20 protein-coding genes and 2 pseudogenes are annotated in these 21058 nt (G+C 70.3%); 4 read left to right on the forward strand and 18 right to left on the reverse strand.

Annotated features, from left to right (window positions below):
- Window positions 1-353 precede the first annotated feature (353 nt).
- The 11 genes from ACFYWQ_RS30990 to ACFYWQ_RS31040 all read right to left on the reverse strand — a co-directional run bounded on the left by ACFYWQ_RS30990 (window position 354) and on the right by ACFYWQ_RS31040 (window position 10972).
- Window positions 354-650, reverse strand: a complete 297-nt coding sequence (locus ACFYWQ_RS30990; RefSeq protein ID WP_389520912.1) for a hypothetical protein — start codon at window positions 648-650, stop codon at window positions 354-356.
- Window positions 651-718: 68 nt separating this feature from the next.
- Window positions 719-1540 (reverse strand): fumarylacetoacetate hydrolase family protein, encoded by an 822-nt coding sequence (locus tag ACFYWQ_RS30995; protein WP_389520914.1) that lies wholly within the window; start codon window positions 1538-1540, stop codon window positions 719-721.
- Window positions 1537-2094: a flavin reductase family protein gene (locus ACFYWQ_RS31000; protein WP_389520916.1), complete on the reverse strand. Its 558-nt coding sequence runs from the start codon at window positions 2092-2094 to the stop codon at window positions 1537-1539. Before ACFYWQ_RS31000 ends, ACFYWQ_RS30995 begins: the two co-directional genes overlap by 4 nt.
- An 85-nt stretch (window positions 2095-2179) precedes the next feature.
- The gene (locus ACFYWQ_RS31005; RefSeq protein ID WP_389520918.1) at window positions 2180-3637 is read right to left on the reverse strand and encodes a purine-cytosine permease family protein; all 1458 of its coding nucleotides are present in this window, start codon (window positions 3635-3637) and stop codon (window positions 2180-2182) included.
- A gap of 44 nt (window positions 3638-3681) precedes the next feature.
- Complete coding sequence (locus ACFYWQ_RS31010) at window positions 3682-4083, reverse strand: RidA family protein (protein WP_389520920.1); 402 nt, start codon at window positions 4081-4083, stop codon at window positions 3682-3684.
- 11 nt (window positions 4084-4094) lie between these two features.
- Window positions 4095-5645, reverse strand: a complete 1551-nt coding sequence (locus ACFYWQ_RS31015) for an aldehyde dehydrogenase family protein (protein ID WP_389520922.1) — start codon at window positions 5643-5645, stop codon at window positions 4095-4097.
- Window positions 5646-5713: 68 nt separating this feature from the next.
- Window positions 5714-6136 carry a cupin domain-containing protein gene (locus tag ACFYWQ_RS31020; RefSeq protein ID WP_389520924.1) on the reverse strand — a complete coding sequence of 141 codons (423 nt, stop codon included), beginning with the start codon at window positions 6134-6136 and terminating at the stop codon, window positions 5714-5716.
- A gap of 5 nt (window positions 6137-6141) precedes the next feature.
- Entirely contained in the window at window positions 6142-6891 is a 750-nt protein-coding gene (locus ACFYWQ_RS31025; protein WP_389520925.1) for a dimethylmenaquinone methyltransferase, read from the reverse strand.
- The gene (locus ACFYWQ_RS31030; RefSeq protein ID WP_389520927.1) at window positions 6888-7823 is read right to left on the reverse strand and encodes a VOC family protein; all 936 of its coding nucleotides are present in this window, start codon (window positions 7821-7823) and stop codon (window positions 6888-6890) included. Before ACFYWQ_RS31030 ends, ACFYWQ_RS31025 begins: the two co-directional genes overlap by 4 nt.
- 111 nt (window positions 7824-7934) lie before the next feature.
- The gene (locus ACFYWQ_RS31035; RefSeq protein ID WP_389520929.1) at window positions 7935-9509 is read right to left on the reverse strand and encodes a 4-hydroxyphenylacetate 3-hydroxylase N-terminal domain-containing protein; all 1575 of its coding nucleotides are present in this window, start codon (window positions 9507-9509) and stop codon (window positions 7935-7937) included.
- Window positions 9510-10066: 557 nt separating this feature from the next.
- Window positions 10067-10972 carry a LysR family transcriptional regulator gene (locus ACFYWQ_RS31040; protein ID WP_389520931.1) on the reverse strand — a complete coding sequence of 302 codons (906 nt, stop codon included), beginning with the start codon at window positions 10970-10972 and terminating at the stop codon, window positions 10067-10069.
- A 118-nt stretch (window positions 10973-11090) separates the two neighbouring features.
- Between ACFYWQ_RS31040 and ACFYWQ_RS31045 the strand changes: the two are divergent.
- The 3 genes and pseudogenes from ACFYWQ_RS31045 to ACFYWQ_RS31055 all read left to right on the forward strand — a co-directional run.
- A pseudogene (locus ACFYWQ_RS31045) lies at window positions 11091-11264 on the forward strand (transposase); the annotation flags it as partial.
- A pseudogene (locus ACFYWQ_RS31050) lies at window positions 11255-11470 on the forward strand (DUF4232 domain-containing protein); the annotation flags it as partial. The pseudogenes ACFYWQ_RS31045 and ACFYWQ_RS31050, both read left to right, overlap by 10 nt.
- 194 nt (window positions 11471-11664) lie before the next feature.
- On the forward strand, window positions 11665-12900 hold the full coding sequence (locus ACFYWQ_RS31055) for an IS701 family transposase (RefSeq protein ID WP_389521092.1): 1236 nt from the start codon (window positions 11665-11667) through the stop codon (window positions 12898-12900).
- A gap of 276 nt (window positions 12901-13176) precedes the next feature.
- Here the strand turns inward: ACFYWQ_RS31055 and ACFYWQ_RS31060 are convergent, their stop codons facing one another.
- The 5 genes from ACFYWQ_RS31060 to ACFYWQ_RS31080 form a co-directional block, all read right to left on the reverse strand.
- On the reverse strand, window positions 13177-14031 hold the full coding sequence (locus ACFYWQ_RS31060) for a ketose-bisphosphate aldolase (RefSeq protein WP_389520933.1): 855 nt from the start codon (window positions 14029-14031) through the stop codon (window positions 13177-13179).
- A 77-nt stretch (window positions 14032-14108) separates the two neighbouring features.
- Window positions 14109-15035 (reverse strand): 1-phosphofructokinase family hexose kinase, encoded by a 927-nt coding sequence (locus ACFYWQ_RS31065; protein WP_389520935.1) that lies wholly within the window; start codon window positions 15033-15035, stop codon window positions 14109-14111.
- Window positions 15032-16024 carry an ROK family protein gene (locus ACFYWQ_RS31070; RefSeq protein WP_389520936.1) on the reverse strand — a complete coding sequence of 331 codons (993 nt, stop codon included), beginning with the start codon at window positions 16022-16024 and terminating at the stop codon, window positions 15032-15034. The genes ACFYWQ_RS31065 and ACFYWQ_RS31070 overlap by 4 nt, the downstream gene beginning before the upstream one ends.
- 18 nt (window positions 16025-16042) lie before the next feature.
- Entirely contained in the window at window positions 16043-16921 is an 879-nt protein-coding gene (locus tag ACFYWQ_RS31075; protein WP_389520938.1) for an SIS domain-containing protein, read from the reverse strand.
- A gap of 22 nt (window positions 16922-16943) precedes the next feature.
- Entirely contained in the window at window positions 16944-17102 is a 159-nt protein-coding gene (locus ACFYWQ_RS31080) for a hypothetical protein (RefSeq protein WP_389520939.1), read from the reverse strand.
- A gap of 206 nt (window positions 17103-17308) precedes the next feature.
- Here ACFYWQ_RS31080 and ACFYWQ_RS31085 point away from each other — a divergent pair, with 206 nt between their 5' ends.
- Window positions 17309-17599, forward strand: a complete 291-nt coding sequence (locus ACFYWQ_RS31085) for a hypothetical protein (protein WP_389520941.1) — start codon at window positions 17309-17311, stop codon at window positions 17597-17599.
- Here the strand turns inward: ACFYWQ_RS31085 and ACFYWQ_RS31090 are convergent.
- Window positions 17572-19965 carry a polysaccharide lyase 8 family protein gene (locus ACFYWQ_RS31090; RefSeq protein ID WP_389520943.1) on the reverse strand — a complete coding sequence of 798 codons (2394 nt, stop codon included), beginning with the start codon at window positions 19963-19965 and terminating at the stop codon, window positions 17572-17574. The two genes, ACFYWQ_RS31085 and ACFYWQ_RS31090, sit on opposite strands and share 28 nt — an antisense overlap.
- Window positions 19966-20236: 271 nt before the next feature.
- Complete coding sequence (locus tag ACFYWQ_RS31095; RefSeq protein WP_389520944.1) at window positions 20237-21022, reverse strand: hypothetical protein; 786 nt, start codon at window positions 21020-21022, stop codon at window positions 20237-20239.
- Between the last annotated feature and the right edge of the window lie 36 nt (window positions 21023-21058).

Consider the following 21058-nt stretch of genomic DNA (forward strand, 5'->3'; position numbering starts at 1 on the left):
GGAGGGACGAAGCATGCGTCGGCCGGGTGATGCCGCCGTCCTCGGCCTGCCCGGATCACCATCGGTGCGACGCAAGCTGCCGGCTCCGGGAGCCGGTCTTGTGGACCGCTGAGGGACGCACTGACCGGAAGGGGGGTGGACCGACTGATCGCTTCCTGCCCCTCGGTTCGCCCTCCGTCTTCACGGCGGTGGCTGCCGCACGCGGCAGCCACCCCGCGCGTCACCTGTCCACCCGGACCCTGACCAGGCACCCCGTGGCGGTGGCCGCCGCGGTGGCCGTGGCCGTCGCCGCGGGCGTCACCGGCCCCCGCGCGACCGGATGCCGGCTGACCGGACGCGCCCTCATGCACCGCTCAGTCGGTCCGCGGGGTGGAGAGCGGCGGCTGTTCGCCGCGGTACCCGGCGGGCCTTCTCCTGCCCGTCCGTCGGCGTGCCCTCGAGGACGACGCTCGCGCCCGGCAGGATCCGCAGGGAGTCCGGGAGCGGCCGTGGCGGGCCAGCCGTTCGCGCAGCTCGGCCGCATATGCCACGGCCTTGCCGTACTCGGTGTTGGCGGAGAAGACCACGTCGGTGTGGCGGGCGGCGAGCTCGCGGCTGCCGTCGGAGTCTCCCGCCGACGCCGTCCAGCCGTCGGGGATCTCCCTGCCCATGACGATCCTGAGCCCGCCGCCGCCTTCCTCCGACTGGGAGACCGGGGCAGGCCGGGGCCCGCGCCCGCTCAGACGATCGGCGTCGACACCGTGCCGATGCCGTCGACCGTCACCTCGACCCGGTCACCCGCCTTCAGGTACCAGCGCGGTGTGCGGGCCCTGCCCACTCCTCCGGGCGTGCCCGTGAGGATCAGGTCGCCGGGGCGCAGCGGCACCATGGCCGAGATGTAGGCGATCAGGTGGGCGGGGCCGAACAGCAGGTCATCGACGGCGTGTTCCTGGACCGTGATGCCGTTGACGGTGGTGCGCAGCACCGCGGTCGCGGGGTCGAAGCTGTCGGGGGTGACCAGGACCGGGCCCACCGGGGTGGAGCGCGCCCAGATCTTGCCCTGGAGCCATTCGGTGGTGCGGTACTGCCATCCGCGCATCGAGATGTCGTTGGCGACAGTGAAGCCGGCGATGTACTCGCCCGCCTCCTCCTCGCTCACCTGGTACGCGGTGCGCCCGACGACGACGGCGAGTTCGCCCTCCCAGTCCATCTCCGGGTCCTCCGGGACGGCGGTCACGGAGTCGGCGGGGCCGGTGAGGGTGTCGGCGAACTTGGCGAACAGTGTGGGGTGGGCCGGGAGTTCACGGCCCATCTCGGTGATGTGGCCGGTGTAGTTCAGGCCGGTGCACAGCACCTTCGAGGGCCTGGGGACGAGCGTCTCCAACTCGACGTCGCCTAGGCGGTGTTGCGGGCCGGCCGCGTCGTCCGCGAGCTGCCGCCAGTCGTCGTGTGTCAGCAGGGCGCCGACGTCCGCGTGTCCGGGGATCTCGATGAGCAGGTCGCCGTCGAGGCGGGCGGCGTTCGTGCTGCCGCAGGAGGTGCGTACGGTCGCGAGTCTCATCGGCGGCCCTCTCCGATCGCGTCGTCCGCCTGCTCCTCGGCCAACGATCCCCACTTGCCGCGGTGGAAGAGCAGGGGCCGAGCGTCGTCCTGCTGGCCGTAGGAGACGACGCGCCCGACCACGAGGACGTGGTCCCCCCCGTCGTAACTCGCCCAGGGCCGGCACTGGAAGTACGCCGGGGAGCCGCTGATCCGCGGCGCGTTGTCGTCGTCGATCCACCGGACACGGTGGGCGTCCTGCGGCTTGCCGGCGAACCGGAGGGCGGTGGCGAGCTGGTCGTCACCGAGGACGTTGACTGCGAAGGGCCGGTCGAGCAGGCAGGACAGCGCGCGTGAGGTGCGCTGTATGGAGACGAGCACGAGGGGCGGGTCCATGGACACCGAGGTGAAGGAGTTCACGGTGACGCCGTAGTCGGTGCCTTCGGAGCGGTACGTGACCACGACGACGCCGGTGGCGAACGCACCGAGCGCGTCGCGCAGTTGGCGGGGGTCGGTCGGCGAGCCGGCTTCCGGCTGCTGAGCGCGGATCTTGGGTTCCCACATGGTGTCGGTCATCCGGAGCCTCCGGGTCGGTAGGTGTGAACGGCTTGCGGGGCGTGGGCAGGTGCGCGCCGGTGACGCGCGGACCCGCTCACCCGGGTCAGTGGGCCTCGTCGAGTACTTCCTGGCCCTCGACGAACGTGGTGCCGGTGCCCTCGGGCAGCCAGGTGCGCAGCACCGGGTAGAGGGCGACGGAGAGCACGAGCGACACCAGGAAGCCGAGGGCGAAGACGTCGGTGGCCATGAGGACCATGCCGACGGCGCCGGACACGAGCAGCGTGAGGACTCCGGCCCAGTTCCACTTCTCCACGCGGTGGGTGGCGGTGTCGAACCGTGCCCGGCGGACCAGGTAGAAGTCCGCGATCATCACGCCGCACATGCCCAGGGTCATCGCGCCGAGGTACGCCAGGTATTCGCTGAACTTCGACAGGATGCCGGCGCCGATCATCAGCAGGGCGATGACGTTGCCGACGATCACCATGGCGGCCCGGCCGGGCTTGCGGCCGGTGAGGGAGTCGACCAGATTCACCAGGGAGAGCGAGCCGGAGTAGGCGTTGATCGCCTGCGCCTTGGCCTGGGCGGCGTAGATGGTGACGAAGCCCATCCAGGCGGCGAAGATGACGAAGAACGCGCCGGTGTTCTCCATGACGTAGGTGGAGCCGGTGGCGGCGGCCGCCTCCTGGGTCAGCCCCTCGTCGTGCGCCATCAGGTAGTCGATGACCTGCGGCATGCCGCCGATCATGACCAGCGAGCCCAGCACGGTCATGACGACGTTCTGGGTGACCGGCCCGGACACGGCCAGGACCGTGACGTCGCGCCGGGTGCGGCAGTAGCGGGCGAAGTCCGTGGTGACCAGGGCGATGGTGCCGGCGGTGGCACCCATCACCGAGATCGCGGACTCGAAGCGCGGCCACAGCCCGCCGGGGACGACCCCCTGGTAGCCGAAGACGTCCATCGGGTCGGCGCCCTGGACCGCGTAGATGTCGACGATCATGTAGATCGTGACGAGGAGCGTGACGACGGTGAGCACGCCGGTGGCGCGCAGGGCGAGCTTGAGGCCGAAGATGGCGAGCGCGATCCACAGGAGCGTCATGGCGCCGTAGAGCACGATGCGCCAGGTCCATGAGTCGGGCAGCCCGAACATCAGCAGCGTGCCCTGGTAGAGCAGGGCGGACTCCATGGCGAGGAAGCCGAGGATCATGAACGCGAAGATGATCGAGCCGAACAACGAGCCCTTGACGCCGAAGCCGAAGAACCGGGAGGTGATGGTGGACGACATCCCGGTCTCGAAGGCCATCCGCCCCAGCGCCTTGCCGAGGGCGACGCCCAGGGCGGCGACGAGGACTCCGACGAGGAGGCCCACCGTGAATCCGGCGAGCACGACGGTGAAACCGGCGATCGCGAAGACGACCAGTGCGGTCGCGACGCTGACCGGGCTGAGCGCCAGCTGGAAACCGCTGCGGCGCTCCTCGGCCGGGACGCTGACCGAGGCGTGGTCCTCGGCGGCCGCGGCCAGCGAACTGTGGGTCCGTCTGGATTGCGTGGGGCTGGTGGTCACGGTGGGTTCCTGTCCTTAGAGTCCTGCACTGGCTGGTGTGGCGATCAGTCCTTGCTGCAGCCCGCGACGGCGATGGCCTCGATCTCGAGGAGGATCTCCGGTTTGGCGAGGGCGGAGACCTCGACCAGGGAGCAGGCGGGGAAGTCGCCGGAGAAGAACTCCTGACGGGCCTTCCACACCTCGGAGTTGTCGCGCATGTCGGTGACGAAGATCGTCATCTTGACGATGTCGTCCATGGCCCCGCCGGCCGCCTCGACGAGGTCCTTGATCTTCTGGAAGACGACCTTCGCCTGGTCGTAGGCGTTTTCGCCGAGGAGAGTCTCGCCGTCCTGGCCGCGCGCGGTCATCCCGGAGATCAGGATCAGGTCGTCGACGCGCAGGCAGTTCGACCACCTCTTGTCCGCCGGCTCACGTACGGCCGGGGAGCGGAAACGATTCTTCTTCATGTTCGCCGTCCTCAGAGGCTGATGCGGTCGTCCCAGGCGGAGGTCCCGCCCCAGTTCACGCACACGCTCTGGCGGCGCGCGAAGCCCTTCCAGGCGTCCGATCCGGCCGTACGGCCGCCACCGGTCTCCTTCTCGCCGCCGAACGCGGATCCGACGTCGGCTCCGGTCGTGCCCATGTTGATCCGGACGATCCCGCAGTCGCTGCCGCGCGCCGACAGGAACGTCTCGATGTTGCTGAGGCTGTTGCTGTGCATGCCGGAGGCGAGGCCCTGGGCGACGTCGTTGTGGATCGCGATGGCCTCCTCGAGGCTCTCGTAGGTCATCACGGAGACGATCGGCACGAAGGTCTCCTCCTGGGCGATCTCGGAGTCCGGGCGCACGCCGGTGACGATGGCCGGCTCGACGTAGAGGCCGGGGCGGTTGATGACGTTGCCGCCGTAGACCACGGTGGCGCCGTCGCGCTCGGCGCTCGCGAGGACCTTCCGGTAATCCTCCACCGCCTGCTTGTCGATCAGCGGGCCGACGACCGTCTCGGGGTCGCGCGGGTCGCCGATGGTGATCTGGTCGAAGGACTTCTTCATCAGCTCGACCAGCTCGTCCACGATGCTCACGTGGGCGATGACGCGGCGGGTGCTGGTGCAGCGCTGGCCGGTGGTGCCGACGACGCCGAACGTGAGGGCCTTGGCGGCGAGTTCGAGGTCGGCGGTCTCGTCGACGATGCAGCCGTTGTTGCCGGAGCACTCGAGCTGGTAGCGGCGGCCGAGGGTGGAGCCGACGATGCCGGCGACCTTCTTGCCGACCTGAGTGGATCCGGTGAACGACACCATGGCGATACGGGTGTCCGCGATCAGCTTCTCGGCGACCGCGTTGTCGTCGGGGATGAAGAGGGAGAAGACCCCCTCGCAGCCCAGCTCCGCCGCCGCCCGGTTCACCAGCTTCTGCACGGCGATCGCGGTCAGCGGCACCTTCGGGCTCGGCTTCCAGATCACCGTGTTGCCGGCGATCGCGGACAGGAACCCGTTCTGCGCCCACACGGCGGCCGGGAAGTTGTACGCGCTGATCAGCCCGACGACGCCCAGCGGCAGCCACTGGTCGTACATACGGTGCTCGACGCGCTGGGACTGCTGGGTGAACCCGTACATCATCCGGGCCTGGCCCGCGGCGAGCGTCGACATGTCGACGGCCTCTCGGAGTTCGCCCTTGGCCTCCATCGTCGACTTGCCGGTGTCGAGACAGACGATCGCGGCCAGGGCGTCGAGGTTCTCCTCGATGAGCTGCCCGATCCGCCGGACGAACTCGCCGCGCCGGGGCGCGGGGACCATGCGCCAGGTCTTCTGCCGCTCGACGGCGGCGGCCACGAGGGCCTCGTAGTCCTGGGCGTCCGACGCGGCGACCCGGCCGACGGTCTCACCGTCGGCGGGGCACACGGCGTCGATGACCGGCCTGTCCTCCACGGGGCCCCAGCCGGTGGAGTCCGCGTAGGTGCCGGAGTGCAGCTGGTCCAGTCCGAACAGGGCAAGGACCGTGTCGGTGTCGAACAGAGTCGTGGTGGCCTCGGCCATCGTCACTCCCAATCTCGAGGGGCAGGCGGTGAACACGCCTGGGAAAAACGGGACGGCGGCGGTGCGCATCAGTCCTTGGCGAGGAAGTCGCCGATGGTTTCGTCGGTGTGGTACTCGGGCTTCTCGTAGTAGTGCGGGCCGTCGTAGATCTCGATCAGCCGGCTGCGCTCATGGGCCAGGGTCGGGCCGTGCGGGTGGTCCTTCGGGTTCATGTAGAAGGAGCCGGGGCGCAGCCGGAGGCCGGAGTCGGTGTACTCGTAGTCACCCTCGAGGCAGTACATGAACTGGTTCGACGCGTGGATGTGCTTGGTCGGGATGGTGCCGCCCTTCTCGTACTCGAGGAGGGCGATGCTGGCGCCGGTCTCCGGGTTCTTGTAGAGGAAGTACTGGCGGAAGCCGTAGTCCGGGTAGTCGATCCACCGGTCCTCGTCGAGGCCGTCGGCGTGGATCAGGACCTCGAGGGACTTCATGGTGGCGGGGGTGATGTCCATCGTTTTCACTCCAGTCCTGGGCGGCCCGCAGCCACCCACTCGTCGTATTCCTGCCGGCTGTCGGCGGTGGCGGGGAAGAGGCCGAGGATCGAGCGGCCCCTGCTGATGTGGAGGGCGGCGAACTCCTCGTACTCGGCGGCGTCGAGGGCCTCGTCCGCGGCCTCGGCGGCCAGGGCACGGGGGATGACGACGACTCCGTCGCTGTCGCCGAGGAGCACGTCGCCCGGGTAGACGGCGACGCCGCCGCAGCCGACGGGTTCGTCCAGGGAGACGGGGTGCAGGGCGATCGGGGTGGCCTTGGGTGCGTTACCCCGCTGGTAGCAGGGCAGCCCGGTGTCGCGGACGGCCGCGGAGTCCCGGTAGCCGCCGTCGGTGACGACGCCGGCCGCGCCGCGGTGCCTGAGGCGCGCCGCCATCATGTCGCCCATGGAGGAGGCGGCCGTGGACCCGAACGCGTCGATGACGAGCACCGATCCGGGCGGGCACTCCTCGATGGCCCGGCGGTGCAGGTTGTCCTCGCGCCCGTAGTCGGCCATGGTGTCGAGGTCCTCGCGCGCCGGGATGAAGCGCAGGGTGTACGCCGGGCCGGCCATGGGCGGCTGGTCCGGGGACAGCGGCCCGACGCCGGTCATCATCACGTTCCGCAGGCCCCGCTTGAGGAGGACGTTGGCCACGTTGGCCGCCCCGACGCGCAGCAGCTTCGCGCGGACCGTCTCGTCCAGCGGACCGGGCGCGGTGCCCGTCGCGCCGGTCACTGGAAGAACTCCAGCGGCGGACGGTTGCCCCACTGCGTGGTGTCGCTCGCGGTGCCGTTGAACTTGCCGGGCCTGTAGCTCGCGTCGACGGTGTCACCGTCGGTGTAGTGCTCGATGCGGAAGCCGAACGGGTCCTTCCAGTAGTCGAAGACCTGGCTGCCGAGCAGGTGCCGGCCGACTCCGACGTCCGGGGTGTAGCCCTCCTGGAGGAGGTAGTCGTGCGACGTCATCACCGCGTCCATGTCGGTGACCTCGTAGGCGCTGTGGTGCACGCCCACCCAGTCGGACTGGAGGAGCAGCATGAAGTGGTGGTCCACAAGCTGCTCGCCGAGGTCGAGACGTATGAAGGTGCCCACGATCGGGCCGTCCTCGCCCGGCGGGAGGAAGTAGTCGGACGGCAGGAAGTTGAACCGCTCGTTCAGCCAGGCCATCGACTCGTCGTGGTTCCTCACATGGAGGACGAAATGGCCGAGGCGCGCGATGGTGGCCGGGGCGGTGGACACCCGCACGGAGGAGTTCACCCGGTTCTTGTCGCGGATGTTGTTCGGAACGAACGGGTCCCGGCCCTGGATCGGCTCCGCCTTCGCCCGGCCCCAGATCGCGCGGATCTCGATACCGTCGGGCATGGTCATCGCGACCTCGTGACCGCCGCCGGGCTCGCTGGATTCACGGACCGGCGAGGATTCCGGCATCGCGGCGAGTTCGTCGAGGTCGGCGCGGGTGGCGACCTCGATGGACGCCCCGACGAAGCGCTGCTTCTCCGCCTTGCGGGTGACGTGGATGTGGTGCTGGGTGCCGGTGCCCCGCATGTAGAGGGTCCGGTCGTCGCTCCCCTCGACCTTCGTCATGCCGAAGGCGGTCAGGAACTTCTCCATCACCTCCAGGTCGGGGGCTTCGTAGGTCACTTGGGCAGCATCGATTGCCGTAGCCATGGTGTCTCCTTGGCTGAAGTGAGGCGGCTGGGGTGGGTGCGGCGGCCCGGACGCGACGGCTGAGACGTGGGGGCTCAGGTGCGTCGGCCAGGTTCGGGGGTGGCCCCCGGGTCAGGGCTTGAGGACGCTGACCTCGGCGTTGCCTACGAGGTCCGGCACGGTCCAGCCGTCCAGGTCGTACTCGTCCATCGCGCTCTGCGCGAACTCCTTGCAGTAGTCGAGGAGTCCACTGCCGCGGGCGCCGAACAGGTTGGTCTGCCGCGTCACGTCGTTGCTGCCGATGTAGTTGATCTCGTACAGCTCGTGGCGGGCGCCGAACTCGGTGCCGATGGAGTCCCAGAGCATCTTCATGACCTTGACGCGTTCCTCGGCGTCGATGCCGCCGGTGCCGCGCAGGTAGGTGTCCAGGTAGCCGCGGATCTCGGGGGTCTTGAAGTCGTTGGCGTGGGAGTTGAGGTAGATCAGGCCACTGGCCACGACCTGCTCGATGATGTTCTTGACCTTCGGCATGGCCAGCTGGTTCATCACCCGGTAGGCGCCCGCGAAGTGGGCGTCCGGCTGGATCATGCCGTTCTTCCACGGCACCGCGCTCTTCGCCATCGCGTCGGACAGCGCCCAGAAGGTGTTGCGCCAGGCGATGACCTCGCCGAGCTGGGACATCACGCCGTGGAACTGGCCGGCGCCGGTGACGTCGAGGGCGCGGGACAGCATGCCGACGAGGAAGTCCATCTTCACGGCGAACCTGGTGCACCCGTGCAGCGACGCACGCTCCAGGTAGCCGGAGTGGATGTTGTACTTGTTGGCCTGTTCGAGGTCGTTGTAGACGAACGTGTTCTCCCAGGGGACGAACACGTCGTCGAGGACCAGGATCGCGTCGTTCTCGTCGAGGCGGCTGGACAGCGGGTAGTCGAACGGGCTGCCCATGGCGGCCGCGCGGTACTCGTTCGACGTACGGCAGATCAGCTTCACGCCCGGCGCGTTGGTCGGCGTGATGAAGACCGGCGAGTAGGCCGGGTCCTGGATGGCGACCTGGCCGACGTGGCCGACGAAGGTGTAGTGCGTCAGGGCCGATCCGGTGGCGACCACCTTGGCGCCGCTGACGTAGAAGCCCTCGTCGGTCTCGCGGGTGACGCGGACGAACACGTCCTTGCCGGCATCGGGGCCCATGCCGCGGTCGACCGGCGGGTTCATGATGGCGTGGTTGATGTAGTACGTCTTCTCCTGCGCCTTGCGGTACCAGCCGCGGGCGTTGTCCTCGTAGCCGCGGTAGAACTCGGCGTTGGCGCCGAGGGTGCCGAGGAAGCAGCCCTTGTAGTCGGGCGAGCGGCCCATCCAGCCCCAGGCGATCTTCTGCCACTCGGCGATGGCGTCGCGGGAGGCCACCTGCTCCTCCACGCTGGTCGCCGCACGGTAGAAGCGGTGGGTGAAGCCGCCCCACTCGGTGGGGGTGGTGAGGATGCCCTGACGCGCCGGGTCGTGCAGGGCGTCGTACATGCGGGCGATCATGCGGGCCGAGTTGCGGAAGGCCGGGTGATCGGCGATGTTCTTCACCCGCTCGCCGTAGATCCAGACCTCACGGCCGTCATCGAGACTCTTGAGGTATTCCTCTCCGGTGAAGGGGAGGTACTCCCGGCCGACGGAGTTGTTCGCCGGCTGAGCCGACTGGTTCTCGCTTCCCACCTTCATAGCGGAGAGCCCTTCTTTTCGTGCATGCGGGTCAACCATCAATTCGCGCGACCACACATCGCAAGCGGCGAACTGGGGTTGTTTTCCTCGCGGTTCCGATGCCGCTCGTGGCGCCGAATTGCCGGGAAGACTGACACGGGGGTCGACGCAGGGCAATAGGTCCAAGGCAGCCTCATGAACGCCGGGCAAGGGCGAGGGGGGAGGAGGCGGGGGCGTTCTGACGGTCGGCACGTGGCCTCTGACCAGGAATTTTTACAACCCGCTGACACCTGAGGACGGGAGCGAGAGCTACATCTCACGTGACCCGGATCACATGAAATACAGGGGATACATCGGACGGCCGACTTGACTTTTTCGGGACTCCCCATATCGAACCCAATAGAGGGGGGTATAGTTTCATGTATGGCCCGGGCGTGATCACCTTCGGGGCGCGATACGGGGCGGGGCGTGGGGTGAATCGAAATACTTGCCCGGAACGGTCAGGCGAACGGTTCTCGGCATCCGTATCCGGCTTGTGTCGGTGAGGTTTCCGGACCGTCGGGATTCCCGCCGGCGTTTCAGGCCCTGTCGGCGCGGCGCCTGGCCGCGATCAGTCCGGTGGCCTGCAGCCAGCGCTCCATCAGCGGGGTGATCTCGCTGCCGCGTCTCCAGAGCAGGGTGGCCTGCATGGGGGTGAGCCACCGCGGCGGGTCGATGAGGGCCACGGCGTCGCTCCGGCCGGCGATGCGCTCGGTCACCGGGGCGACGCCCAGGCCCGCGGCGACGAACGCGATCGCCGTCTGGGGTGTGGAGACCTCGAGCACCTCGAAGGAGTCGTCGTCGGCCAGTTCGTTCTCGACGACGTCCGGCATGCCCGTGAACGCCGGGATCCGGTACGGCAGGATCCAGCGCCCCCAGCCCTTCCCCTCGGAGTGCTGTTCCCGTGCCCGGTCCCGGGGTACGGCGAGCTTGAGACCGATCTTCGTGATGGGGTAGTACTCGCAGAAATCGGTGACGAATCCGGCGTACTGCCGGGGCCCGAAGGGGACGCAGCCCATGTCGAGCTTCCCGTCCCGGATTCCCTCGACGATGACGTCGGGAGTGACGTCGGTGAGGCTGACCCGTGCGCCTGGGGCCTGCTCGAGGAACTCCGCGAGGACGTCGGCGATGAGCTCGTTGATGACCATGGGCTCCACGCCGATGCGCAGATCCCCGACCGCGCCCTCGCCCATCAGCCTCAGCGTCTCCACAGCGCGATCCCGGTCGGCGACCAAACGTCCGCCCTTGCTCAGGAGGTAGAGCCCCGCCTGGGTGGGGTGGACACCCTTCGCGGTCCGCTCGAGCAGCCGCACCCCGAGCTCCCGCTCCAGCTTGGCGATGGCGTGACTCACCGGCGGCTGGGTCATGTCGAGGTTCTTGGCCGCCTGAGAGACCGAACCGGCCTCGACGACGGCCCGGAAGTACTCAAGCTGACGAAAGTCCACGCCGCCTGTCCCTTTCCTGACTTCCCGGGCGTACCGGCCTACCGGCCTCCCCGGCACCTGAGAACAGCTTGCTCACATTAGACCGTGTCCTACGTGGTGAGGCGGACGTTGTCCCCATATGGGGCGGGGAACGTGGAGCTGGATCGTGCCGGACGGCTTGTGGGAGATCGCCAAGCCGCTGATTCCGGCGCAACGGACACGACCGCAGGGCGGCGGGACGCAGAACACGCCTGATGAGACGGTGTTCGCAGCCATCGTCTACGTGCTGGTCAGCGGGTGCGCCTGGCGGTCGCCGGGACGGACTCCGCCAGGAGCGGCTCCGACACGGACGCCGAGGCCGGCAGGTGCCGTACCGACGAACTGGAGATCACCGCGTCGGACACCACCATCACCGGTGACGACGAAGGCTCGGTCGCGGTCACGTTCAAGAACGGCGGCGGCCACGACTGCACCCTGTCCGGGTACGCGGGCGTCGACCTGAAGATGCGCGTCTCGGACAGCGATCGAGACAGCCTGCGCCGCATGGGGAGCTGCGCAACCGCTCGGACGCACTCCGGCATGGCGGAGTCCGTCGAGGCCGTTCATGGCCGCTCCGTCCAGGTCCTGCACTTCCTGCTCGACTTTTGTCATGACGACTTGAGCCCCACCTGGGCCAGTCCGGCCGCCTCCTGGTCGACGACACCTTGGGAATCCTGGAGGGCCGCTACCGCTCCGGACGTCATGGAGTCCTCCAGCGGCGCCGACCGGGTGATCGCCTGCGGCAAGGGCGTGGGCCGCACGGGCGGCGTAAGTCGGTCCAGCCGATGGCGGAGCGGCTGCCGGACGGCAACGAGCAGAACCTGCAGCAGTTCGTGAACCAGTCGACCTGGGATCCGGTACCGGTGCGGCGGCGGATCGCGGAGCGGATGGTGCCGCGGATCGGCCCGGACGCCTGGGCGGTCGACGACGTGTCGTTCCCCAGGGACGGGAAGATGTCGGTGGCGGTCGCGCGCCAGTACTGCGGGGCGCTGGGAAAGCGGGCCAACTGCCAGGTCGCGGTGAGCGTGCACGCGGTCTCCGACACCGCGTCCTGCCCGCTGGACTGGCGGTTGTTCGTGCCCGGGGAGTGGGCGCACGATGCGCCCAGGCGGCAGAAGACCGGGATGCCGCCGGAGGTCGGGCACCGGGAGAAGTGGCGCCTGGCTCTGGACAGCCTGGATGAGCTGGCCGGGTGGGGTCTGGTGCCGCCGGTGGTGGTGGCCGATGCCGGCTACGGCCAGAACGCCGACTTCCGCGAGGGCCTGGGCGAGCGGGGCATCGGCTATGTCGTGGCGGTCCGGTCGGACGTGACCGTCCATCCGCACGACGCGCAGCCCACCGCCCCGGCGTGGTCCGGAAACGGCCGCCGGCCGCAGCCCCGCTACCGCGACAAGCCGTCGTCCGTGGCCGCCTTGGCCGCCGGCCACGGACGACATGCGTTCACCGAGGTCATTTGGCGGCAAGGCTCCCGCGGTCCGATGCGCTCGCACTTCCTGGCCGTGCGGGTGCGGCCGGCCGGGATCAGGGCCCGCCGCCTGGCCCAGAACGCCGCCACCGCGCGCTACGGCTGCTGGGACGGTGTCCTGCCCGAGGTCACCCTGCTGGCCGAACGGCCCGCCGGAGCAGAAGCACCCACCGGCTACTGGCTGTCCAGCCTGCCCTCCGACACGCCGCTGGCCGAACTGGTCCGCCTGGCCAGGATCCGCTGGCGCATCGAGCACGACTACCGGGAACTCAAACACGGCCTCGGCCTGGACCACTTCGAGGGACGCTCCTGGACCGGCTGGCACCACCACGTCACTCGGGTCACCGCCGCCCACGCGTTCCTCACCGAACAGCGGCCGGCCCCAAAAGCCGATACACCGGACTCACCCTCTACCAGATCCTCGACGCCCTCCAGGACCTGCTGAACTGCTGGACCGGCACCTGCACCACCTGCCACCGGCCCCTGCCCAGAACGTCAACCACCAGCCAGAGCCCAAGATCCAGAGCAACCTGACGGAGTCCTACTAGGGCCTGTTGCGAAAGTCCCGTCGTCCGCCCGGAGGGCGGGCCTGGCGGCGTCAGGTGCGTGCTCTCGGCGTGCCGGCCCCTGGCCCTCGTACTGGATGTACTTGGGTCAGGGGCCGGTGCGGCGAGAGTGCGTGCATGGCGTCGCCAGGCAGGCGGGACTTTCGCAACAGGCCCTAGGAGGCCACTTCCGCGGGGAGCCGACGGAGCAGCCGCAGCAGGCGGAAGGTCTCCTCGGCCATCGCCTCGCGTCCCGCTCCCAGGTGGTGGCGGGGGTCCACGGAGGTCGCGCGGGTGCGCAGTGCGCGGCGGACGGCTCCGGTGAAGATCGCGTTCAGGTGGGTCGCAATGTTGATCTTCGTCATGCCGTGGGCCACCGCCTTGACCAGGTCCGCGTCGCCGACTCCGGAGGAGCCGTGCAGGACCAGGGGCACGGGGACGGCATCGTACAGCGCGGAGATGAGGGAGAAGTCGAGGACGGCGTCGCGGACGAGCATGGCGTGGGAGGTGCCGACCGCGACGGCGAGGCCGTCGACACTGGTCGCGGCGGCGAACGCGGCGGCCTCCCCGGGATCGGTGCGTGCGCCCGGAGCGTGGACGCCGTCCTTGCCACCGACCTCCCCGAGCTCGGCCTCCACCCACACCCCGTGGCGGTGGCAGCGTTCCACGAGGGCGGCGGTGGCGGCCACATTCTCGTCGTACGGCAGGGTGGAGGCGTCGTACATCACCGACGGCACTCCGAGAGCGACCGCCTCTTCGACCAGTTCGGGGGAGGTGGCATGGTCCAGGTGTACCGAGACCGGGACCCGGGCCGCCTCGGCGGCGGCGAGGGCGGCGGCGGCCAGGGGACGCAGAGCCCCGTGGAAGCGGACGGTGTTCTCGCTGATCTGGAGGACCGCGGGTGTCCGGGCCTGCTCCGCGCCGGCGATGATCGCGGTGATGTGTTCGAGCTGGACGACGTTGAAGGCGCCGAGGCCGTGGCGCTCGGCGGCGGCTGCCGAGACGAGCGTGCCGGTTCCGACGAGGGGCATGGGGAATTCCTTCGGTCAGTGGTCAGTGGGCAGTGGGCCGGGGAAGGCGGTGTGCGGGAGGTGGCGCGGGCCTGGACTCAGGGAGTGGAGGCGAGGGGTACTGCCCTTGCCCGTTCCAGGAGTTCGAGGTACGTGGGGCCGTCGAAGTCGCCGGCCAGTGGGGCGCTCACGGCCGCGGCGGAGAGGGCGACGGCTTCGCGGAGCCGGTCCTGCCACGGGGTGCCCCGAGCCAGTCCGGCGCTGAGGGCGGCCACGGCCGCGTCTCCGGCTCCGGTGGGGTTGCCGGTCATGCGCCGGGGCGGTCTGGCCGTCAGCTCCCCGTCCGGGGTCAGGGCGAGCATGCCGTCGGCGCCGAGGGAGACGACGACGGCCTCGGCCCCGGCCCGACACAGACTCCGGGCACCCGCCCGTACGTCCTCGGTACCGAGCGTGTCGCACAGTTCGCCGCGGTTGGGCTTGACCACGGCGGGTCGGGCGGCCAGCGCCGCGAGCAGCGCGGTTCCCGTGGTGTCCACGACCGCGGGCACGTTCTGCTGTCGTGCCAGCACCACGAGCTCGGCATAGCTGTCGTCGGGCAGGCCGGGAGGCAGGCTGCTCGAGAGCACGACCGCTCGGGAACGGCCGAGCAGTCGTCCGTAGACGGCTTTGAACTCGGCCCACTCCCGTGCTGTCACCGGCGGCCCGGCTTCCAGGAAGACACTGGCGTCGTCGGCCTCCTCCTCTACGACGGTGACGGTGTGCCGGGTCTCGCCGGCGATCGGCACGAGGGCGTCGGGCAGGCCGGAGGCCGACAGGTCCCGTCGTACGGCTTCACCGGCCGCTCCGCCGACGAGTCCGGTGACCGTCGTGGGGTGTCCGAGTGCTGTCAGGACGCGGGCCACGTTGATCCCCTTGCCGCCGGCCCTGCGCCGTACGGCGGCGAGCCGGTGGCTGTTACCGTGCCGAATCCGGTCGACGACGTAGGTCACGTCGACCGCGGTGTTGAGAGTGACCGTGGTGATCACATGCCCACCTCCGTCCGGGCCGCGAAGGCGGTGACGTCCGCCTCCGCCTGACCGAGCGCCAGAAGGGCCGTGCCCCGGCAGCCCGCCTGCGTCCCCGGTTGCGCGATCGCTACCTCGGGCGGATGTGTGAAGGTCGGTCTGGCGGCCAGTGCGGAGCGCAGCGGATCGGTCAGGGCGGCGCCCGCGCGGGCCACACCGCCGCCCAGCACGATCAGCCCCGGGGCGCACAGGACGGCGTACGCGGCCAGGCCGTCGGCCAGAGCCGCCACGGCGGTGTCCCAGACCCGCCGGGCGACGGGGCAACCCGCGACGGCCAGGCGGCAGACCTGTTCAGCCGAGACGGCCGCGGCGTTCCTGTCCCGGAGCCTGACGGCGCGGTGGTAACGGCGCGCGAGGGCAGATGCCGAGGCCAGGCTCTCCAGACAGCCGCGGTTTCCGCAGCCGCAGCGGGGCCCTGTGCGGCGGACCACCAGGTGGCCCAGCTCGCCTGCCGCGTGGTGGCTTCCGGGCGACGCCCGGCCGGCCCGCACATGGGCGGCGGCGATGCCGGTGCGGAGAGCGACGAAGACGAAGTCGTCGCGGCCGCGGCCGGCGCACAGCCGGTCCTCCGCAACAGCGCCGGCCCGCACGTCATGGCCGAGCACGACGGGAAGTCCGAGCCGCTCGCCGAGGAGGTCGCGCAGCGGCAGGTCGCGCCGGCCGAGGTTGGCGGAGTATGCCGCCACCCCGGCCGACTCGTCGACGAGACCGGGCACGACCACCCCGATGGCGAGAAGCGGCTGCCCGGTCCGTTCGCCGTTCTTGGTGACGAGGGCGGCCGCCGTGTCGGCGACGGCCTCCACCACGGCCTGCGGTCCGCGTTCCCGGTGCGTGGCCCGGCGGATGCTGTGCACGACACTGCCGTCGGGCGCCACCAGCACGCCCTTGACGTCCGTGCCGCCGAGGTCGATCCCGACCACGGGGCCGCGCGGCGGGCTGCTGCTTCTCATCGGGTTCTCGCTCTCCCGTCAGGCCAGTACGACGGAGCGGGTCAGGTTGCGCGGCCGGTCCGGATCCAGACCGGCCGCCTCGGCCACGGCCACGGCCAGGCGCTGCGCGCGGACGAGATCGGCGAGCGGATCGCGGGGGGAGTGGACCAGCGTGGCGCCGGTGTGCGCGATGTCCCGGGACAGGCCCGGTGGCACCGGGCCGAACACCCACACCACCCTCCCCGGCGCGGCGATGCTGATCGGCCCGTGCCGGTATTCCATCGCCGGGTAGCTCTCCGTCCAGGCACCGGCGGCTTCACGCATCTTCAGCGCGGCCTCCTCGGCCAGTCCGCAGGTCCAGCCACTGCCGAGGAACGTGAACTGCGCGGCGGAGACGGCCCGGGGGTCGAGGGGTTCCACGAGAGCCTGCTTCGCGTCCTCGACGGCACCGGTGAGGTCCTCCCCGAGGTGGGTACGGAGCAGGGCCAGAGCCGTGGTGGCGAACCGGGTCTGGACCACGGAGCGTTCGTCGGCGAAGGGAAGGGCGACGACGTGGTCGGCCGCCTGCCCCACCGGGGTGGCGTCGTCCCCCGTGATCGCGGTCGTCACCGAGTCACCGCGTACCCGGGCGAGCAGATCGAGCACCTCCGTGGTGGTGCCCGAGCGGGTCAGCGCGACGACGCGGTCGTAGTGGCGGCCGGGCGGGAACTCCGAGGCGGCGAAGGCGTCGGTACGGCCCTCCCCGGCCGACTCGCGGAGTGCGGCGTAGGACTGGGCCATGAACCACGAGGTTCCGCAGCCGACGACCGCGACGTCCTCGCCTGGTCGCGGCAGCGCCCCGCCGTGTTCCTCGACGGCATCGGCGGCGCGCAGCCAGCACGACGGCTGCGTGGTGATCTCTTCCTGGGTGAAGGACATGAGGTGCCTCTCTGGTCGGTGCTCAGGGGGTGGTGCGGGGGAGGAGGGGAACAGCCCGCTCCAGCAGACCGGCGGTGTGCCGGAGTGCCTCCGGGAGTCCGGGCACATCGGGGAACCAGTGCTTCTCCCACTCCAGGCAGAGCCGGCCGCGATATCCGACGGTGGCGAGTGCTGCGGGCATCTCCTGAAGCGGAACGGTCCCCTTGCCCGGAAGGACGGGACTCAGGTCGTCGCGGGTGGCGACGTCCTTGATCTGAACGTGGTGCAGCCAGGGAGCCCGGTCGCCTGCCCGGGCGTTCCTTCACCGACCTGCTCGACGGCGGCGGCACGGCCGGCACCCCGGGCAGGGACCGGGCGGTCGTCCACGACGAGTACGGCCCGGTCCTGATGATCCGCACCCGGGACTGGAAGTACGTGCACCGCTACCCGCACGGACCCCATGAACTCCACGACCTGACGGCCGATCCGGACGAGGAGCACGACCTGTCCGGCACCCCGGACCACGCGGCCGTCCGGGCGGAACTGGCCGGACGGCTCGGCCCCGCACGACAGGCCGATGACCTCCCTTGGCCACCACCTGCTGGCACGGCCGAGCAGGAGCCCGTCGACATGCCGCATCGCGCCGACCGGCCGCCGCCACGTCATGTCGATCAGACCAGCACGGCACTGTGGGTATGACCATGAGAGGCCGCGACGTCGATGGTGAGCGTCGGCCGCCGGCCCGTGGTGACGGTGACCGTGTCGTCCGCGGTCTTGACCGCACGTACGGTCCAGGGAAGTTCCAGCGTGAGCGTGGTGGCCGTCCGGCCGGGGTCGGCGACGGCGATCACGGTCTCCTGTCCCCGGCGCCGGACCAGCACGGTGCCGGGACCGTCCAGCGCGATCCCGGCGACGGCGCCCGCCTGCCAGAAGTGCGCGGCGTACAGACCCTCGCGGCGCGCCCGTACCGCCTGCACCTCGCCGGTGTTGGCGAGGACCTCGACCGGGTGCGAGCGGCTCCAGGCCGCGGTCCGGGCGGCGCTGAACCCGGGAAGCAGCACATACGCGTAGCGGGCCCCGGCCGGCGACACCCCGTGGTCGAACCAGAGCGTGACATAACGGCGGGTGACGCTGTCGGCGCTGCCGGCGGTGTCAGCGCCGGTGTTGATCGACAGCCAATTGCCGGTACGTTCCTCGCGCAGCGCCCGCAGCGACGAACCACCGGGCAGGACATAGCCGCCGACGCCTTCCAGGTGTGCCCAGCGGGCCTCGGTGAACTGGTACGACCAGCCGGACTCCGTGGGCTGGACCGCGCCGTCCACGGTGAGCCGGTGCCTTCCCTCCGCGTGCAGGTTGCGGTTCTCCATGACGGTCTCGATGGTGCGCCCGTCCGTGGCCGTGATGCCCGCGCCGAGCGCCACCACGGCGTCGTCCAGGCAGAACCACGCCTTCTTCGCACGCAGCGAACTCCCCTGCGCGACCAGTTCCATGGCCGCCGCGCCGTAACGGCCGTCCAGTGCGGCGCCACCGGCCACGGAGTTGGCGGGCCGGTGGGTACTGGTGCCGTCGGCGGTGCCGGCGTCGAGGCGGGGGCGGGTGTCCACGGTGGTGCCGGGGAGCCGGTAGGGGTCCACCGTCGGCCAGAACCCGTCCGAGAACGCGGTGCGGTCGTCGTTATGGAGGTATGCCATCCCGTCGCCGGTGTACCAGCCGTGCAGGTTCTCCCCATTGCCCGCCTCGTAGGCCGCGATCCGCTTCGACGACAGGCTCAGGGCCAGCGCCCAGCCGGGGCGGTGGTGCACGATCCGGTCCATGTCGGCGAAGACGGTGTGGCGGCTCGGGGCGCGGGCGGCGGGCAGGGCCGGGTCGTCCAGCACGGCCTTGGCGCGCCGTGCGGCCGGGACCGCCGCCAGTGTCAGGTACGGGGTGGAGGTGTTGCGCTCGATCCAGCCCTTGGCCATCGACCGCCATCGGCGCGCGTACTCCTCGGGCGCCCCCTCGGCCAGTAGCAGCACGTTGGTGGTGGTGGTCGCGCCGGTGTCGAAGTCCTGTTCGTTCTGGCGGGAGATCGCACGGCCGCGCACCGTGTCCAGCATCAGCCCGTCGAAGGTGACCGGTTCGAAGCTGCGCCGCACCGCCTCGTGGAGGATGGAGATCCCGGGGTCGGTGATGCTCCAGGAGGAGTCGGCGAGCAGCGCGGCGAGATAGCCGACCTGGCCGAGGAGGACGTTGCCGTAGGTACCGGTGTACGCGACGTCGGTGTGCTGGATGAAGGAGCCGTCCGCGTAGAAGCCGTCACCGGAGGTGACGAGGGTGAAGAGGCTGTTCTTTCCGGAGCCGCGGGTGTCCGACAGGCCGTCCCGGGCGAGTGCGATCTTGTCGGCGCTGCGGCCCACGATGCCGCGCAACGCCACGATCGCCGCCTTGTCCGCGCGGTTGGCGCCGGTCTCGGAGAGTGTCTGGTAGTTGGTACGGCGATCCGGGTTCGGGCAGAACCGGTCGACGGCGGCGCAGTAGTCGGCGATCCGGTCGGCCGGGATGTGGTCGTACAGCAGCACGCAGACGTCCATCAGGTTGCGTGGTGCGCCGATCTCCCAGAACCACCAGTTCCCGGTCTCGGACCTGGTCGGGTTGTAGGCCGTGTCGTGGACCAGGGCGAGCGCGTCGACGATCGCCGCCGGAACCGACTCGTCCCCGTTGAGCGCGGTGCCGGGGGTGGCCCACGCGGTGGCGAGGGTGGACAGCCGTTCGTAGGTCAGGCTGGTGTTGGCCGGTGTGGTGAGGGGGGAGAGGTCGGCCCACAGGGCGGTGCGGTCGGCGCCGCGGTCCAGTGTGTCCCACAGCGTTTCCGACTGGGTGTCGAGAGCGGCCAGCGCGGCGGCGAAGGCCGGGTCGGTGGGATCGATGGCGCCACCGGTCGCCAGTTCGGCGGCCTTGGCGCGCAGGGTGTCGAAGGCGTCCGTAGCGCTGTCGGCGCGCGCGCCGCCCGCTCCCGTGGTCGGCGGGAGCAGCAGGGCGCCGACGCCGGCCGTGAGGAGGGTGCGTCTGCGTGGGGTGAGGTGCATGGCGGGGCTCCTGTTCCCTCGGAGATTGCCTCGGAGATCGCCTCGGACGTTCCCTCGGTTCGACGTTCCTGGTGGGTGCCCGGCGGCGGGCGGGTGCCGACGTGAGGGACGGAGAACGACGGAGACGGAGAAGGACGGAGAACGGATCGCAGGGCGCCGGGCCGGGGGTGCGATCTGTTCGTGCCGGGTGCGGGCCGGACCGGTCCTCACCCGCTCGCGTTCCGTGCGGTGCGTGGGGTGGGTACCGGTCCGGCGGGTGTCGTGCCGGGGGTCAGCTCGACGAGTCGGACACGTACGAGTTGCCCGTGACCGTGACCTGCCGCCCCGCGCCGGTCTCGGTCGAGGTGGTGCTCAGGCAGCTTCCCGAGGACGGGTCGGTGACCGTGGGCAGGGTGCCGGTGTAGGTCACCCCGTCCTGGGCGGCCGTGGGCGTGCCGTAGGTCACGGTGACCCGCTGGGAGCAGCCGGCGGTGAGGTAGGGCTCGATGAAGCCGGAGTCGGACACCTTGAACAGACCGGCCGAGCTGGGGAGACTGAAGCTGCCGATGTGGGCCACCGTGGTGTCGGTGGTGGTGTCGACCACGTCGCCGCTCAGCAGTTCGGTCGTGCCGTTGTCGCTCACCCGCTGCAGCACGATCGCGTACATCGTGCCCTTGGTGTACGCGAACCGGACCGCACAGCTGACGCCGGCTCCGCCGTCGGCGCCGAGCGTGCAGTTGCTGTCGGTGGTGGTGGCGTTGGCGTTGAAGGAGCTGAAGACGGCCTGGAGGTTGGGGTTGCCGTCCGAGTCGACGGGCTTGGGCTGGAAGCCCGCGTAGGGGCGGGTGCCGCTCTCCATGGTGGTGTAGTAGGCGAAGTAGATCCCGGACGCGTCGGGTGCGGACTCGAACGACATCGGGAGCGTCAACTGGCTGACCGGGCTGGGAGCGCCGCTGGACCACTTGATGGTGGGGGTCGAGGCCCAGCTCTCTCCGGCCACGGCCACCGTCAGCAGAGCGGCGGCTCCGAGGGAGACGGCTGCTCGTGCCAGACGCCGTTTTCTCTTCTCACGCGTCATCAGGGTTGTCCTTCCTGTTTGTTGAGACTGCTAGCT

It is taken from the genome of Streptomyces sp. NPDC003247, assembly GCF_042888135.1.
GTDB lineage: Bacteria > Actinomycetota > Actinomycetes > Streptomycetales > Streptomycetaceae > Streptomyces.

Bases quoted from the DNA above. Each gene is read 5' to 3' on its own strand.
- ACFYWQ_RS31085 (WP_389520941.1), top strand. From the start codon at position 17,309: ATGATCCGCACCCGGGACTGGAAGTACGTGCACCGCTACCCGCACGGA.
- ACFYWQ_RS31060 (WP_389520933.1), bottom strand. From the start codon at position 14,031: ATGCCCCTCGTCGGAACCGGCACGCTCGTCTCGGCAGCCGCCGCCGAG.
- ACFYWQ_RS31000 (WP_389520916.1), bottom strand. From the start codon at position 2,094: ATGACCGACACCATGTGGGAACCCAAGATCCGCGCTCAGCAGCCGGAA.
- ACFYWQ_RS31070 (WP_389520936.1), bottom strand. From the start codon at position 16,024: ATGAGAAGCAGCAGCCCGCCGCGCGGCCCCGTGGTCGGGATCGACCTC.
- ACFYWQ_RS30995 (WP_389520914.1), bottom strand. From the start codon at position 1,540: ATGAGACTCGCGACCGTACGCACCTCCTGCGGCAGCACGAACGCCGCC.
- ACFYWQ_RS31080 (WP_389520939.1), bottom strand. From the start codon at position 17,102: ATGCCCGCAGCACTCGCCACCGTCGGATATCGCGGCCGGCTCTGCCTG.
- ACFYWQ_RS31010 (WP_389520920.1), bottom strand. From the start codon at position 4,083: ATGAAGAAGAATCGTTTCCGCTCCCCGGCCGTACGTGAGCCGGCGGAC.
- ACFYWQ_RS31095 (WP_389520944.1), bottom strand. From the start codon at position 21,022: ATGACGCGTGAGAAGAGAAAACGGCGTCTGGCACGAGCAGCCGTCTCC.
- ACFYWQ_RS30990 (WP_389520912.1), bottom strand. From the start codon at position 650: ATGGGCAGGGAGATCCCCGACGGCTGGACGGCGTCGGCGGGAGACTCC.
- ACFYWQ_RS31020 (WP_389520924.1), bottom strand. From the start codon at position 6,136: ATGGACATCACCCCCGCCACCATGAAGTCCCTCGAGGTCCTGATCCAC.
- ACFYWQ_RS31075 (WP_389520938.1), bottom strand. From the start codon at position 16,921: ATGTCCTTCACCCAGGAAGAGATCACCACGCAGCCGTCGTGCTGGCTG.
- ACFYWQ_RS31015 (WP_389520922.1), bottom strand. From the start codon at position 5,645: ATGGCCGAGGCCACCACGACTCTGTTCGACACCGACACGGTCCTTGCC.
- ACFYWQ_RS31090 (WP_389520943.1), bottom strand. From the start codon at position 19,965: ATGCACCTCACCCCACGCAGACGCACCCTCCTCACGGCCGGCGTCGGC.
- ACFYWQ_RS31035 (WP_389520929.1), bottom strand. From the start codon at position 9,509: ATGAAGGTGGGAAGCGAGAACCAGTCGGCTCAGCCGGCGAACAACTCC.
- ACFYWQ_RS31030 (WP_389520927.1), bottom strand. From the start codon at position 7,823: ATGGCTACGGCAATCGATGCTGCCCAAGTGACCTACGAAGCCCCCGAC.